The sequence below is a fragment of the Isoptericola sp. NPDC055063 genome (assembly GCF_053608125.1).
Genome location: NZ_JBSGUW010000002.1, coordinates 147046 through 162725 on the forward strand (window position 1 = coordinate 147046; position 15680 = coordinate 162725).

Here is a 15680-nt window from a genome sequence, read left to right on the forward strand (position 1 = left end):
CGTCTGTCCGCTACGACGTCTGCCCGCTGCGACCGTCCCGAGCCGATGGCCTGGTGCGCCGGTAGATCACCAGACCCGCTCCGGTGAGGAGGAGCGAGAGCAGCACGAACGGCAGGAGGTCCGCGCCCGTCCGCGGCAACGACGGCCCCTGGGGCTCGGCCGGCGCTGGCCCCGGCGGCTGCTCGTCCGGCGCGGGCGGGGGCGTGACCTCGTCACCGGGCGGTGCCGGGTTGACCGTGCAGTCGGGGTTGTCGTCCGTGCACGTCTCCGGCGGGTCCTGGCCCGGGTCGAGCAGGAAGTTGCCCAGGCTGTTGTCGCCCCGCTCCCCGTCCGGCAGCACGGTGACCTGGTAGGTCACCGTGACGGTGGCGGCAGCCGGGACCTCTCCCACGATGACGATCCGGTCGGCGTTGAAGGAGGCCGCGACGGTGTCGTCCGGGTCGACGACGATCGAGTCCGCCACGAACTCCGTATCGTCCAGCACGCCCGACAGGTCGTCGACCCGGTCCACCGTGGCCGGGGCCGTCCCGGTGTTCTGGAAGGTCAGCGTGTAGGTGACGGTGTCGCCGGCGGCCACGGCGGTGCCGGACTCCGGGTCGACGGACTTGCTGTCGACGAGCTCGGGCACGGGGTTGATCGTGCAGTCCGGGTTGTCGTCCGTGCACTCGTCCGGCGGGTCCTGACCCGGGTCGAGCAGGAAGTTGCCGAGCGTGTTGTCCCCCCGCTCGCCGTCCGGCAGCACGGTGACCTGATACGTGACGGTCACGGTCGCCCCCGCGGGCACGGATCCGGTGATCGCGATCTGCGAGGCGTCGGCGTCGAACGCCGCGTCCACTCCCGCGTCGTCGGGGTCGACCGCCAGGCTGTCGTCGACGAACGACGCATCGTCTAGCACGCCGGACAGGTCATCGACCCTGTCCACCGTCGCGGGCGCCGCACCCGTGTTCTCGAAGGTCAGCGTGTACGTGACCGTGTCCCCGGCCACGACCGCGGTCCCTGACTCGGGATCGACGGACTTCGAGTCCACCAGCTCAGGCACCGGGTTGACCGTGCAGTCCGGGTTGTCGTCGGTGCACTCGTCCGGCGGGTCCTCACCCGGGTCGAGCAGGAAGTTCCCCAGGCTGTTGTCCCCCCGCTCCCCGTCCGGCAGCACGGTGACCTGGTAGGTCACCGTGACGGTCTCGCCGGCCGGCACCGAGCCGCTGACGGCCAGCTGGTCACCCTCGAGAGTCGCGTCGAGACCGCCATCCGGGTCCACCACGATCGACCCGGTCACGAACTCCGCGTCGTCCAGCACGCCCGACAGGTCGTCCACCCGGTCCACCGTGGCCGGCGCCGCGCCCGTGTTCTGGAAGGTCAGGGTGTAGGTGACGGTGTCGCCGGCCGCGACGGTGGTCCCCGACTCGGGGTCGACGGACTTCGAGTCCACCAACTCAGGCACGGGGTTGACCGTGCAGTCCGGGTTGTCGTCGGTGCACTCCTCCGGCGGATCCTCACCCGGATCCAGCAGGAAGTTGCCCAGGCTGTTGTCGCCGCGCTCGCCATCGGGCAGGACCGTGACCTGATAGGTGACCGTGACGGTCGATCCGGCAGGCACCGAACCCGAGATGGCCAGCTGGTCGCCCTCGAGGGTCGTGTCCAGACCACCGTCGGGATCGACGACGATCGAGTCCGCGACGAACTCCGCGTCGTCCAGCACCCCGGACAGGTCATCGACCCGGTCCACCGTCGCCGGCGCGGTCCCCGTGTTCTCGAACGTCAGCGTGTACGTCAGGCTCTGCCCCGCGCTGACCGCCGTCCCGGACTCCGGGTCCACCGACTTGCCATCGACCAGCTCCGGCACGGGATTGACCGTGCAGTCGGGGTCATCAGGGGCGCACTCCTCCGGCGGATCCTGACCGGGATCGAGCAGGAAGTTCGCCAGGCTGTTGTCCCCGCGCTCGCCATCAGGGAGCACCGTCACCTCGTAGGTGACCGTGACCGTCGAACCCGCCGGGACAGAGCCGCTGACGGCGATCTGTGAGGCGTCGGCGTCGAACGCCGCATCGACCCCCGCGTCATCGGGATCGACGGCGAGCGAACCCTCGACGAGCTCGGCGTCGTCGAGCACTCCCGTGAGGTCGTCGACCCGGTCCACAGTGGCCGGCGCCGTCCCCGTGTTCTCGAAAGTCAGCATGTAGGTGACCGTGTCCCCCGCCGCGACGGCGGTCCCCGACTCCGGGTCCACGGACTTCGAGTCCACCAGCTCCGGCACCGGGTTCACCGTGCAGTCCGGGTTGTCGTCCGCGCACTCGTCCGGCGGATCCTCACCCGGATCCAGGAGGAAGTTCCCCAGGCTGTTGTCGCCCCGCTCACCGTCCGGGAGCACCGTCACCTGGTACGTGACCGTGACGGTCGATCCCGCCGGGACCGACCCCATGATCGACAGCTGGTCACCGTCGCGGTTTGCCTCCAGGCCGCCCTCCGGGTCCACCACGATCGACCCGGTCACGAACTCCGCGTCGTCCAGCACCCCCGACAGGTCGTCCACCCGGTCCACCGTGGCCGGAGCGGTGCCGGTGTTCTCGAAGGTCAGGGTGTAGGTGACCGTGTCACCGGCGGCGACGGCTGTGCCGGAATCCGGGTCGACCGACTTGCTGTCGACGAGCTCGGGCACAGGGTTGACCGTGCAGTCCGGGTTGTCGTCCGCGCACTCGTCCGGCGGATCCTCACCCGGATCGAGGAGAAAGTTCCCCAGGCTGTTGTCGCCCCGCTCACCGTCCGGCAGCACCGTCATCTGGTACGTGACTGTGACGGTGGCACCGGCCGGCACGGAGCCAGTGATCGCCAGCTGGTCGCCGTCCAACACAGCGTCAAGCGCGCCATCCGGGTCCACCACGATCGAGTCCGCCACGAACTCCGCGTCGTCCAGCACCCCGGACAGGTCGTCGACCCGGTCTACCGAGGCGGGAGCTGCGCCCGTGTTCTGGAACGTCAGCGTGTAGGTGACGGTGTCGCCAGCCGCGACCGCGGTACCGGACTCCGGATCGACGGACTTCGAGTCCACGAGCTCCGGCACGGGGTTGATCGTGCAGTCCGGGTTGTCGTCCGTGCACTCGTCCGGCGGATCCTGACCCGGGTCCAGGAGGAAGTTGCCCAGGCTGTTGTCACCTCGATCGCCGTCGGGCAGCACCGTCACCTGGTACGTGACTGTGACGGTGGCTCCAGCAGGCACGGTTCCGGTGATCGCGATCTGCGAGGCGTCCGCGTCGAACGCCGCATCGACCCCTGCGTCATCCGGATCGACCGCCAGGGACCCGTCCACGAACGACGCGTCGTCCAGCACCCCCGACAGGTCGTCGACCCGGTCCACCGTGGCCGGGGCCGTCCCGGTGTTTTCGAACGTCAGCGTGTAGGTGACCGTGTCACCGGCGGCCACCACCGTGCCGGACCCCGGGTCGACGGACTTCGAGTCCACCAGCTCCGGCACGGGGTTAACCGTGCAGTCCGGGTTGTCGTCCGCGCACTCGTCCGGCGGGTCCTGACTCGGGTCGAGCAGGAAGTTGCCCAGGCTGTTGTCGCCCCGCTCGCCGTCCGGCAGCACGGTGACCTGATACGTGACGGTCACGGTCGCCCCCGCGGGCACGGATCCGGTGATCGCGATCTGCGAGGCGTCGGCGTCGAACGCCGCAGCGACGCCCGCATCGCCGGGATCGACCACCAGTGAACCATCGACGAACGAGGCATCGTCCAGCACACCCGTCAGGTCGTCGACACGGTCCACCGTCGCGGGAGCCTGCCCGGTGTTCTCGAACGTGAGCGTGTAAGTGACAGTGTCACCGGCCGCGACGGCGGTCCCGGACTCCGGGTCGACCGACTTGCTGTCAACGAGCTCGGGCACCGGGTTGACCGTGCAGTCCGGGTTGTCGTCCGCGCACTCCTCCGGCGGATCCTCACCCGGATCCAGGAGGAAGTTCCCCAGGCTGTTGTCGCCCCGCTCACCGTCGGGCAGCACCGTCACCTGATACGTCACCGTGACGGTGCCACCAGCCGGCACGGATCCGGTGATCGTCAGCTGCACTCCGTCCAGCGCGGCATCGAGCCCACCGTCCGGCTCCACCACGATCGAGCCCGCCACGAGCTCCGCGTCGTCCAGCACCCCGGACAAGTCGTCGACCCGATCCACGGTGGCAGGCGCGGTCCCGGTGTTCTCGAAGGTCAGCGTGTACGTGACCGTGTCACCGGCCGCCACAGCGGTCCCCGACTCCGGGTCCACGGACTTCGAGTCCACCAGCTCCGGGATGGGCGTCACGGTGCAGTCGGGCAGGTCGGGGTCGGCCGGGTCGCAGTCCGGGTCCGGCGGCGGGTCCTGGCCGGGGTCGAGCAGGAAGTTGGCGGCGACGTTGTCGCCCCGGTCGCCGTCGTCCCTGATCGTGACCTGGTAGGTGACGGTCACCTCGTCGCCGGCGGGTACGGACCCGGTGATCGCGATCTGCGCGCCGTCGCGTGCGGCGGTGAGGTCGTCGCTGGAGGCCTCGGGCTCGCTGGTCACGTCGGCGTCGTCGAGCACGTGCGTGAGGTCGTCGACCTGGTCGACGTCGGCGGGGGCGGTGCCGTCGTTGGCGAAGTGCAGGGTGTACGTCAGCACCGAGCCGGCCGCGGCGGGCGCGGGGTCGGCCGAGACCTCCTTCCACGACGTGAGGTGCGCGGCGGGGACGGACGTGCCGGAGCAGGCCTCGGCCTGGTCCGCGGCCTGATCCTCGGGGACGCACGCCTGGTTCACGAGATGGGCGTCGCCGCCCTCGCCCGTGAAGGTCACGGAGTACGTCAGCGTCACCGTCTCGCCGGCGGCGAGCGGGCCGGACCAGGTGAGCTCCGGTTCCTCGTACGACAGCGTGCCGACGTCCGGGTCGGCGACGGCGTCGTCGTTGTACGTGGCGTCGTCCAGCACGTCGCTCAGGTCGTCCGTGACGGACGCGGGCGCGGTGTCCGTGTAGTCGACGCCGCTGACGTTCTCCACCTCGACCGTGTACGTGACCACGCCGCCGGTGGTCGGGAGCTCGGTGGTGTCCACGGACTTCGTGACGGCGAGGGCCGGCAGCTCGAACTCCGCCGGCGCGCACGGTTCGCCCGTGTCGGGGTCGACGCCGTCGTCGGTCGGCGGGTCGCAGGCCGGCGGCTGCGGGTCGTCCGGGTTCTCGGGCTCCCAGGCGACGTTGCGCACCTGGCGGTCGCCGCCGGCGGTGAGGGTGACGGTGTACGTCAGCGTGACGGTGTCGCCCACGGGGAGCGGACCGGACCATCGCAGCATCGGGTCGTCGAACGTCGGGTCGTCGCCGACGTCGGACGTCGCGTCGTCGTTGTACGTGGCGTCGTCGAGCACGCCGCTCAGGTCGTCCATGACGACGGCGGGGTCGTCCGCGGTGTAGTCCCCGTTGCCGTTGTTGGTGGCGCTGACGGTGTAGGTGACGGTGTCCCCGACGCGCGTGTCGGCGTCGGCGTCGGAGGACTTCTCGATGTCCAGCTCCGGGGTGCTGAAGAACTCCACCTCGGCGCAGTCGGGATCGAGGATGCCGACCTGGTCGGAGATGTTCTCCGCGCAGTTGGCGTACGTCTTCGGGGACGGGTCGGCGCCGGTCGGCGTGTCCGACGTGACGTCGACGGTGATCGTGCACGACTCCTCGCCCTCGGCCAGGGACCCGTCCGTCACCGCGATGGTGCTGCCCCCGGGGCTGGCGACGGTGGTCGCGTCGCAGGTCCCGCCGGTGTTGGTCGGGTCCGCGAGGACCAAGCCGTCCGGCAGCGTGTCCGTGAAGGCCCATCCGTCCTTCGGGCCGAGCTCGGACGTGTTGGTCACGGTGAGCGTGAGGGTCGACGTCCCGCCGACCGGGACCGAGGCCGGCGCGAACGACTTGTCGAGCTGCGGCGTCACGTCGAGCAGGCGGATGTTGTCGAACGCGAAGTCGTTCCCCACGCCCGTCCCCGTGGCGTTGCGCATCACGATCCCGAGGTCCGTGCCGGCGGGGACGAGCTGGGACCCGTTCGCGATGAAGGTGCCCGCCCGGACGAACAGCCCGCCGGTGCCCCAGCCCCCGCTGTCCGGCAGGGTCGGCGACGTGTACGACCCCGCGCTCGGGTCGGTGCACGCGCTGATCGGGGCGTCCTGCGTGGGGTGCTCCACCCCGTCATAGGTGAGGAAGAAGTTCAGCCGCGAGACGTTGTTCCCGCCCTGGAACGTGCAGGACAGCTCGGCGACGTCCACGGAGAACGTGAGGAACCGGTTCTGCGGCAGGGTGCCGACGTCCCCGGCGCTCTGCGACCGCAGCGCGACCGAGTTCGCGGGCGGGTTGATCGTGTTCGTGAACGCCGTGAGCGCGCGGTTGGCCTGCGTGGTCGCGTCCGAACCGTTCGCGGGGTTGTCGTCCGTACCCCCGGGCACCCCGGCCTGGACCTGACCGAGCACGTCGGCGAGCCGGCGCGTGTTGTCCCGTGGATACGCCTGGGTCGACCCGTTGGGGCACGGCGACTCCGCCACCGAGTAGCTCAGGATCGTGCCGTTGCAGTCGGTCTGCTCCAGCCACGGGTACTCGGCGGTGTAGGTCACGCCGTCCGTCCCGGGATATTCCTCGAGCCCCTCCGCGGTCCCGACCGCGCCGTTCTCGAACGTCTCGAGGAAGACCTCCGTCGGGTCGGACGGGACTCCGGGGTTGCCCGGCGCCGCCGCCAGCGGTCCCGCCGCCTGCGCGGGTCCTGCGGCTGCGGCCGCCGGCGACGCCTGGGCGGGCGAGGCGGCCGCGACGCCACCCACGGCCGCCACGGGGGAGGCCACGAGGGCCAGGCTCACGGTCGCGGCGACGCGCCGCCGACGAGCTTGCCTCGGTCGTGCCCGCTCCGGGAATCGCATGTCTGCCCCTCTACAGATCGTGAACACGGCCGTTCCCATCCGTAACACGCCCCGCCACGATGCGCAGAGGCAACCGACGCCCAAAAGCCCTCGTCAACGCCGTTTCGGGCCCTTCCCGAGCCCGCTCGTCAGGGCCTCCGGTGCACGGCGTCGACCGAGAAACCCGCGGAACCACGCCGTTTCCCGCCACTTGAGACGGGCTGTTGACCCGGGCGCTCGACGCCCGTAGGGTCGCCCGAAACGCGTCAGCAAATTGCAGCAACGTTGCTTGCAGGTGGTGTGCCGACGGTGCACTGCGCTTCTCCCGACGACGAGAGGAAGCTCATGTCCCACCCCGCAGTCACCCGGCGACGCCGATCGGTAGCCCAGGTCTGGAACCACGCCACCCGTCCGCGACGCGGGGCCCGTCGGCTCCTCCTCGCCCCGCTCGTCGGGGTCCTGCTCCTGGGCCTGGTGCCCTCCGTGGGGACCGCCGTCCCCGCACCGACGCCCCCGGGCGCCACGCAGGCCACGGCCGAGGCCGAGCCGGCGACGATGCTCGGCGGCGACCCGCGCCAGGACTCGATCTACTTCGCGATGACCGCCCGGTTCAACGACGGCGACCCGTCCAACAACCGCGGGGGGAACCAGCACGAGAAGTCGGGCAACGCCGCCGGCGACGACCCGATGTTCCGGGGAGACTTCCAGGGCCTGGCGGAGAAGCTGGACTACATCAAGGGGCTCGGCTTCTCGGCGATCTGGATCACGCCCGTGGTGATGAACCGGTCCGACTACGACTACCACGGCTATCACGGCTACGACTTCTACCGGATCGACCCTCGGCTCGAGTCCGACGGGGTCTCCTACCAGCAGCTCATCGACCGCGCCCACGCCAAGGGCATCAAGATCTACCAGGACGTGGTCTACAACCACAGCTCGCGGTGGGGCGCCAAGGGCCTGTTCACCCCGACGGCGTACGGCGTGCAGGACAAGGACTGGGGCGACTACTACGACGACCCGGTCGCGGGCAAGGAGTACGACCCGCTGGACGAGGACGCGAACGGCAACCCGTACAACGGCGACCGGTGGTCCACCACGGAGCCCGCGGACAACACCTGCAAGAACTGGGGTGCGCCCGCAGGCACCGGCGCCGACGGCAAGAAGATCTACCAGTGCCAGTGGCCGAACCCCACCTCGGGCATGTTCCCCTCGGACCTCTACCACCAGTGCTGGATCGGCAACTGGGAGGGCGAGGACGCGCGCAGCTGCTGGATCCACGAGGACCTCGCCGACTTCGACACCGAGAACGCGAAGGTCCAGGAGTACCTGATCGACGCCTACAACACGTACATCGACATGGGCGTCGACGGTTTCCGTATCGACACCGCCGTCCACATCCCCCGCACGACCTGGAACCGCCGGTTCCTGCCCGCCATCCACGACAAGCTCGTGGAGAAGTACGGCACGGAGAAGGCGGACGACTTCTACGTCTTCGGCGAGGTCGCGGCGTTCGTCAACGACAAGTGGAACCGCGGCTCGGTGAACCACTCGGCGCAGTTCTTCACCTGGAAGGAGCGCAAGGAGTACAGCGCCGACGACACCGAGGCCGCCGCCGAGATGTACGAGTACGAGCAGGCCCAGGGTCCGTCGAACCAGCCCACGAGCGACAACGCGTTCCTCGACGGCAACGCCTACCACGCCCCCGACCGCACCAAGTTCTCCGGCATGAACATCATCGACATGCGCATGCACATGAACTTCTCCGACGCCGTCAACGCGTTCCAGAACGGCAAGGACTCCGACGACTCCGTCAACGACGCCACCTACAACGCCGTGTACGTCGACAGCCACGACTACGGTCCCAACAAGTCGTCCACCCGCTACACCGGTGGCACCGACGCATGGGCCGAGAACATGTCGCTGATGTGGACGTTCCGCGGCATCCCCACCCTGTTCTACGGGTCGGAGATCGAGTTCCAGAAGGGCGAGAAGATCGACTGCGGCCCCACCTGCCCCCTGGCCACGACCGGGCGGGCGTACTTCGGCGACCACCTCGCCGGCACGGTGAAGGCGTCCGAGTTCGGTGTCGTCGACGAGGCGACCGGCGCCGTCGCCACGACGCTCGACAAGCCGCTGGTGAAGCACGTCCAGCGACTCAACCAGATCCGCCGTGCCGTCCCCGCGCTGCAGTCCGGCCAGTACTCCACCGACGGGGTCGACGGCTCGATGGCGTACAAGCGGCGCTTCACCTCCGGCGCGACGGACAGCTTCGTGCTCGTCACCGTGTCCGGCAAGGCGTCCTTCTCCGGCATCCCGGACGGGACGTACACCGACGCCGTCTCCGGGGACACCACGACCGTCACCGACGGCACCCTCACGATCGCCGCACCGGGCAAGGGCAACCTGCGCGCGTACGTCCTCGACCTGCCCGGCAACCCCGCGCCCGGCAAGGTCGGCGCCGACGGCCCGTACCTCCGGTAGCTCGGGTCGCTCGGCTCATCCCTCCAGCAGCCCGCTCCCACCCTGTCCACACCTCCGTCCGGAAGGACCCGTCCGTCATGCGCACCCTCAAGGCAGTCCCCGTCGCGGCCTGCTGCCTCGGAGCCACCTGTCTCGTGGCCTCCGCCCCGGCCACGGCGACGCCCCTGGACGACGCCGCTCCCCCGCCGGCCGCCGAGCAGGGCCCGTACTACGTCACCAACCCCGGCGACCAGGTCGGCGAGGCCGCCGACATCGTGGTCGACGGCGACGCCTCCGAGTGGTCGCCCCAGGCCGTGGTCGCCCAGGGCGTGGCGAACGACGACCCGCGCATCTTCCGCGGCAGCCACGAGGGACCCGTCTACGACCTGTACTCGCTGTCGGCGGCATGGGACGACGCGAACCTCTACCTGATGTGGCAGATCACGAACGTCACCGACGTCGTCGACCCCGGCCAGACCTACCCGGTCAGCGACAACGGCAAGCCGTACGCGGGCGACATCCCGATGTCGGTCGCCCTGGACGTCGACCCGGAGGTCGCCGCCGACGGCCTGGTCGACGGCACGAAGAAGGGCGTGTGGGGCATCAAGAGCACCTACGCCCCGACCCAGGGCGTGGACCGCCTGGTGATGTTCTCCGCCAAGCCGGGGGTCGGCAAGCCGTCGCTCTTCCTCCCCAACGCCTCCGGCTCCTTCGACTACGAGGAGGAGAACGTGCTCGGGTTCGCGAAGGCGGGCATCGAGCTCGAGCACGCCGACGGGCTCGTGACCGAGGGCGTCCTCGGGATCGACGACAACGGGGGCTCCGGCTACGCCCCGGAGGACCTGCTCGACGAGGACCTCTACGAGGACCTCGCCGCGGCGGGGCACGACGCCGCGCAGGACACCACGTACGAGATGAAGATCCCGCTGAAGGCCCTCGGGACGACGTCCGACGCCCTCACGACCGACGGCATCGGCGTCCTGCTGACCGCCACGTTCGGCGAGTCGGCCATCGGGTCGTTGCCGCAGGACCCGGTCGTGCTCGACCACGCCACCGAGCCGTACTCCGCCGACACCTCCACGTCCGCGGAGAAGGAGGACGCCGACGCGTTCTCCGTCCCCCTCGCGCGCATCGGGCACGAGTAGCGCGACCTGCCGGCCGCGAGGCCGTCACCTGGTTCTCCGGCAGCACCGGCCGGCCGTCACGGCCCGGCTGCCGGGGTGTGTGAAGACAGCAGTGCCGTACGCCCGCAGCCCGCGGGCGTGCATCGTCAGCGGCACGCCGCCCACCGTGCGAGGTCGGCGGCGTACCGCACTTCGAAGGAGAAGCAATGACGCGCACCCACGACAGCGACTGTTGGTCCTCGACCCCGGCCGATCCCTCGCCACCACCCAGCCGAACCTGGCCGCGACGGCTCGGTGCAGCGGCGGCGTCCTTGGCCGTCGCCCTGGGGACGGCCGTCGCGGCCCTCGTCCCTGCGGCGGCCCCCGCCGCCGCCTCCCCGGGGACGCCGACGCCCGTCGTCGACTCCCCGAACGGGCGGGGCGACGTCATCCTCAACCTGTTCCAGTGGACCTGGGACTCGGTCGCCGACGAGTGCACCAGCACCATCGGCCCCGCAGGGTTCGGCTACGTCCAGGTCTCCCCGCCGCAGGAGCACATCCAGGGCACCGCGTGGTGGACCTCCTACCAGCCGGTGAGCTACAAGATCGAGTCCAAGCTCGGTAGCCGCGCCGAGTTCCAGCGCATGGTGAGCACCTGCAAGGAGGCCGGCGTCGGCGTCATCGCGGACGCCGTCATCAACCACATGTCCGGTGCCGACACCGGCTCGGGCACGGGCACCGGAGGCACCGGCTACTCGGTCGACAGCTTCCCGGGCGTGCCCTTCGGGTACGCCGACTTCAACGACTGCCGGTCCAACATCTCCAACTACGGCGACCGCGGCAACGTGCAGAACTGTCGCCTCGTCTCGCTGCAGGACCTGCGCACCGGCTCCGACTACGTGCGGGGCAAGATCGCGGACTACCTGAACGACCTCATCGGCATGGGCGTGTCCGGCTTCCGCATCGACGCCGCGAAGCACATCCCGGCGAACGACCTCGCCGCCATCAAGGCCAGGCTCAGCAACCCGAACATCTACTGGGTCCAGGAGGTCATCGGCGCCTCCGGCGAACCGATCCAGCCGTCGGAGTACCTCGGCTCCGGGGACTCCCACGAGTTCTTCTACGCCCGCGACCTCAAGTCCAGGTTCGACGGACAGATCAAGGACCTGCGCTCGATCGGCGACAACAAGCTCCCGTCCGACCGCGCCGGGGTCTTCGTCGACAACCACGACACCGAACGCAACGGCGAGACCATGAACTACAAGTGGGGCGCCAAGTACGTCCTGGCGAACGCGTTCATGCTCTCCTGGCCCTACGGCTCGCCCAGCGTCTACTCCGGCTACACGTGGGACGACAAGGACGCCGGCGCCCCGGGCGCCTCCGGCACCTCAGTCCCCGACGCGAGTTGCTCGAACGCCGCCTGGACCTGCACCCAGCGGTGGACGGAGGTCGCCGGCATGGTCGGCTTCCACAACGCGGTCGCCGGCACGGCCGTGACGAACTGGTGGGACGACGGCGGCAACCACATCGCCTACGGGCGTGGCGACAAGGGCTACGTCACGATCAACAACACGGGCGGCGCCGTCACCCGCACCTACCAGACCTCGCTCCCCGCCGGTACGTACTGCGACGTCGTCGCCGCCAAGGACTGCAGCAGGACCTACACCGTCTCCGCGGCGGGCACCTTCACCGCGACGGTGCCTGCGTACGGCGCGCTCGCCCTGCACGTCGGCGCGAGGACCGACGGAGGCGGCGGCGACCCCGGTCCCGTCGATCCTCCCGACGGCCAGGGCGAAGCGTCGTTCGCGGTGACCGCCAGCACGTCGTGGGGCCAGGCGGTCTACGTCGTGGGCAACCTCCCCGCGCTGGGCTCCTGGGCACCGGCGAACGGGGTGCCCCTGTCCTCGGCGACGTACCCGGTGTGGAGCGCGACCCTCGATCTCCCTGCCGGAACGTCCTTCGAGTACAAGTACGTCAAGCGGGACGACCACGGGACCGTCGTCTGGGAGAGCGGCGCCAACCGCACCGCGACGGTGGCGTCCGACGGGACGGTCACGCTGGCGGACACCTGGCGACAGTGACCATCGCCGACGCGGCCCCGCACCACCGGCGGGTGCGGGGCCCCGTCGGCCGATCACGTCCCTCCGACATGGCGGACTGGACAGTTGCAGCAATTCTCTGAAACCTTGCTCGAGTCGACGATGTCGTCAGACCTGACGTCGTCGGTGCGGTTTTCCGCAGTGCACGACGCCCCGGCATCGCAGCCGGGGTGACGGCGGGCCCCTCGGGACCCGCTCGAACACGAAGGAGACAGCAAGCAATGAAGCACGCAGAAGCAACGACCCACCGCACCCGAGGCCGCAAGGTCGGGCGCGTGGTCGCCGCCACGGCGGCGGCGGGCCTCGCCGCCGCAGGGCTGGTCACGACCGCGACCTCCGCGAGCTCCGAGCCGTCACCGGCCGAGCCTGCCGCGGCAGAGCCCGTCGCGGCCGAGCCGGCCGCAGCGGCCGACGGCGTCGCGCACGGCGACGTCATCCTCAACATGTTCCAGTGGACGTGGACGTCCGTCGCCGAGGAGTGCACCAGCACGATCGGTCCGGCCGGGATCGACGCAGTCCAGGTGTCGCCGCCGATGGAGCACATCCAGGGCACCGAGTGGTGGACGTCGTACCAGCCGGTCAGCTACAAGATCGAGTCCAAGCTCGGCACCCGCGAGGAGTTCAAGGCGATGGTCGACGCCTGCGGCGAGGCCGGCGTCGGCGTCGTCGCGGACGCCGTCATCAACCACACCACCGGGGCTGATCAGGGCGCCGGGACCGGGGTGGCGGGCACGTCGTTCGCCGTCGACGACTTCCCCGGCGTGCCCTACGGCCCGGGCGACTTCAACGACTGCCGCAAGAACATCGCGAACTACGGCGACAAGCAGGAGGTGCAGAACTGCCGTCTCGTGTCGCTGCAGGACCTGCGCACCGGCTCCCCGGACGTGCAGGACAAGATCGCGGGCTACCTGAACGACCTGATCGACCTGGGCGTGCAGGGCTTCCGCATCGACGCCGCGAAGCACATGCCGGCCGAGGATCTCGCCGCCATCAAGGCGAAGCTGAGCAACCCGGACATCTACTGGGTCCAGGAGGTCATCGGCGCCGGTGGCGAGCCTGTCCAGCCCGCGGAGTACGTCGGCAACGGCGACGTGCACGAGTTCAACTACGCCCGCCAGCTCAAGGGCGCGTTCGGTGGCCAGCTCGCGAGCCTGCAGGGCATCGCCGACGGCAAGCTCCCGTCCGACGAGGCCGGCGTCTTCGTCACCAACCACGACACCGAGCGCAACGGCGAGACCCTGACGTACAAGGACGGCGACGCCTACACCCTCGCGTCGGCGTTCATGCTCGCGTTCCCGTACGGGTCGCCCTCCCTCTACACCGGCTACACGTTCGGCGACAAGGACGCCGGTGCGCCCGGCGCCACCGCCACCGGCGTGGACGACGCCGACTGCGGCAGCGACGCCTGGAGCTGCATCCAGCGCGACCCCGCCATCGCCGGGATGGTGGCGTTCCACCACGCCGTCGACGGCACCGAGCTCACCGACTGGTGGGACGACGGCGGCAACCAGATCGCCTTCGGCCGCGGCGACGCCGGCTTCGTCGCCCTCAACAACGGCGACGGTGAGGCCGAGCAGACCTACACGACCTCGCTGCCCGCGGGCGAGTACACGAACGTCGCCGCCGGCGACGACTCGGCCGCGACGTACACCGTCGGCGCCGACGGCGCCTTCACGGCCACCGTCCCCGCCCACGGCATCGTCGCGCTGCTGCCGGCCGGCGCGAAGTAACCGCGCCGCGGCCTGATCGGGACCGACCGGGCCGTTCTCCACGGTGACGAGCGGGGGCCACCTCACGGAGGTGGCCCCCGCTCCTGCGTCCGGACGCGGGACGCCCTGGCGTGAGTACACGAGGCCATGTACCGTCGCGGCCATGGAGACCGTGACGCTCACGCACACCGCGGCGCTGGCGCGGCTGGGGCACGCGCTGTCGGACGGCACGCGCACGCGCATCCTGCTCGCCCTGCGCGACGCGCCCGCCTACCCGACCGACCTGGCGGCGACGCTCGGCGTCTCCAAGCAGGTGATGTCCAACCAGCTCGCGTGCCTGCGCGGCTGCGGCCTGGTCGTGGGCCGCCCGGACGGGCGCCGTACCGAGTACCGGCTGTCCGACCCGCACCTCGCGCACGCGCTCGGCGACCTGCTGCGCCTCACGCTCGTCGTCGACCCGGACTGCTGCGGCCCGGACTGCACGTGCGCCACGGCGCACGGTCCGACCGGCGCGGAGGACGCCGCGTGAGCCACGGCCACGACCACGCGCACGCCGCCGCCGACCATCGCGGCCGGCTGGCGATCGCGTTCGCCATCACCGCCCTCATCCTCGTGGCGCAGGCGGTGGGCGCGCTGGTCACCGGCAGCCTCGCGCTGCTGGTCGACACCGCCCACATGCTCACCGACGCCTGCGGCCTGGCCCTCGCCCTGTTCGCGGCCCACCTGTCGCTGCGGCCGCCGTCGCCGCAGCGCACGTGGGGGTACCGGCGGGCCGAGGTGCTGGCGGCGCTGGCGCAGGCGGCGGTGCTGCTCGTGGTCGGCGTGTACGTGCTGGTCGAGGCGGTGCTGCGGCTCGCGCACCCGCCGGAGATCCCGTCCACGCAGCTCGTCGTCTTCGGCGTCATCGGGCTGGTGGGCAACCTCGCGTCGATGGCGGTGCTCGCCGGGCGCCGGGACGCGAACCTCAACCTCCGGGCGGCGTTCCTCGAGGTCGTCAACGACGCGCTGGGGTCCGTGGGCGTCATCGTGGCCGCGATCGTCATCGCCACCACCGGCTGGCAGCGGGCCGACTCCGTCGCGGCCCTGCTGATCGGGGCGCTCATCCTGCCCCGGGCGGTGCGGCTGGCCCGGGCCGCCGGGTCGGTGCTCCTGGAGTCCACGCCGCCGGGGCTGGACCTCGAGGAGGTGCGCGCGCACCTGCTGCGCGTCGAGCACGTGCGCGACGTGCACGACGTGCACGCCTCCCTCATCGCCACCGGCCTGCCGATCCTGTCCGCGCACGTCGTCGTGGACTCCGGCTGCTTCACCGACGGGCACGCGGGCCGCATCCTCGACGAGCTGCAGGAGTGCGTGGCCACCCACTTCGACGTCGCCGTCGAGCACTCCACCTTCCAGGTGGAGCCGGACACCCACCCGGACCACGAGCACCCCACGCACGCCTGAGCCA

At 70.7% G+C, this 15680-nt stretch carries 7 protein-coding genes; 6 read left to right on the forward strand and 1 reads right to left on the reverse strand.

What is annotated here, in order from left to right; genetic code table 11:
- Positions 1 to 10: 10 nt before the first annotated feature.
- Positions 11 to 6808 (reverse strand): DUF7927 domain-containing protein, encoded by a 6798-nt coding sequence (locus ACWF41_RS02680; protein WP_380346989.1) that lies wholly within the window; start codon positions 6806 to 6808, stop codon positions 11 to 13.
- A gap of 537 nt (positions 6809 to 7345) precedes the next feature.
- Between ACWF41_RS02680 and ACWF41_RS02685 the strand changes: the two genes are divergently transcribed.
- From ACWF41_RS02685 to ACWF41_RS02710, 6 genes are all read left to right on the forward strand, one after another.
- Entirely contained in the window at positions 7346 to 9343 is a 1998-nt protein-coding gene (locus tag ACWF41_RS02685) for an alpha-amylase family glycosyl hydrolase (protein WP_380323782.1), read from the forward strand.
- 77 nt (positions 9344 to 9420) lie between these two features.
- Positions 9421 to 10467 carry a hypothetical protein gene (locus tag ACWF41_RS02690; RefSeq protein ID WP_380323785.1) on the forward strand — a complete coding sequence of 349 codons (1047 nt, stop codon included), beginning with the start codon at positions 9421 to 9423 and terminating at the stop codon, positions 10465 to 10467.
- A gap of 290 nt (positions 10468 to 10757) precedes the next feature.
- Positions 10758 to 12506 carry a carbohydrate-binding module family 20 domain-containing protein gene (locus tag ACWF41_RS02695; RefSeq protein ID WP_380323788.1) on the forward strand — a complete coding sequence of 583 codons (1749 nt, stop codon included), beginning with the start codon at positions 10758 to 10760 and terminating at the stop codon, positions 12504 to 12506.
- A 239-nt stretch (positions 12507 to 12745) separates the two neighbouring features.
- Positions 12746 to 14254 (forward strand): alpha-amylase, encoded by a 1509-nt coding sequence (locus ACWF41_RS02700; protein ID WP_380346987.1) that lies wholly within the window; start codon positions 12746 to 12748, stop codon positions 14252 to 14254.
- 142 nt (positions 14255 to 14396) lie between these two features.
- A complete protein-coding gene (locus ACWF41_RS02705; RefSeq protein ID WP_380325283.1) occupies positions 14397 to 14762 on the forward strand; it encodes an ArsR/SmtB family transcription factor in 366 nt (121 codons plus the stop codon).
- Entirely contained in the window at positions 14759 to 15676 is a 918-nt protein-coding gene (locus ACWF41_RS02710) for a cation diffusion facilitator family transporter (protein ID WP_380325280.1), read from the forward strand. The genes ACWF41_RS02705 and ACWF41_RS02710 overlap by 4 nt, the downstream gene beginning before the upstream one ends.
- Positions 15677 to 15680 lie beyond the last annotated feature (4 nt).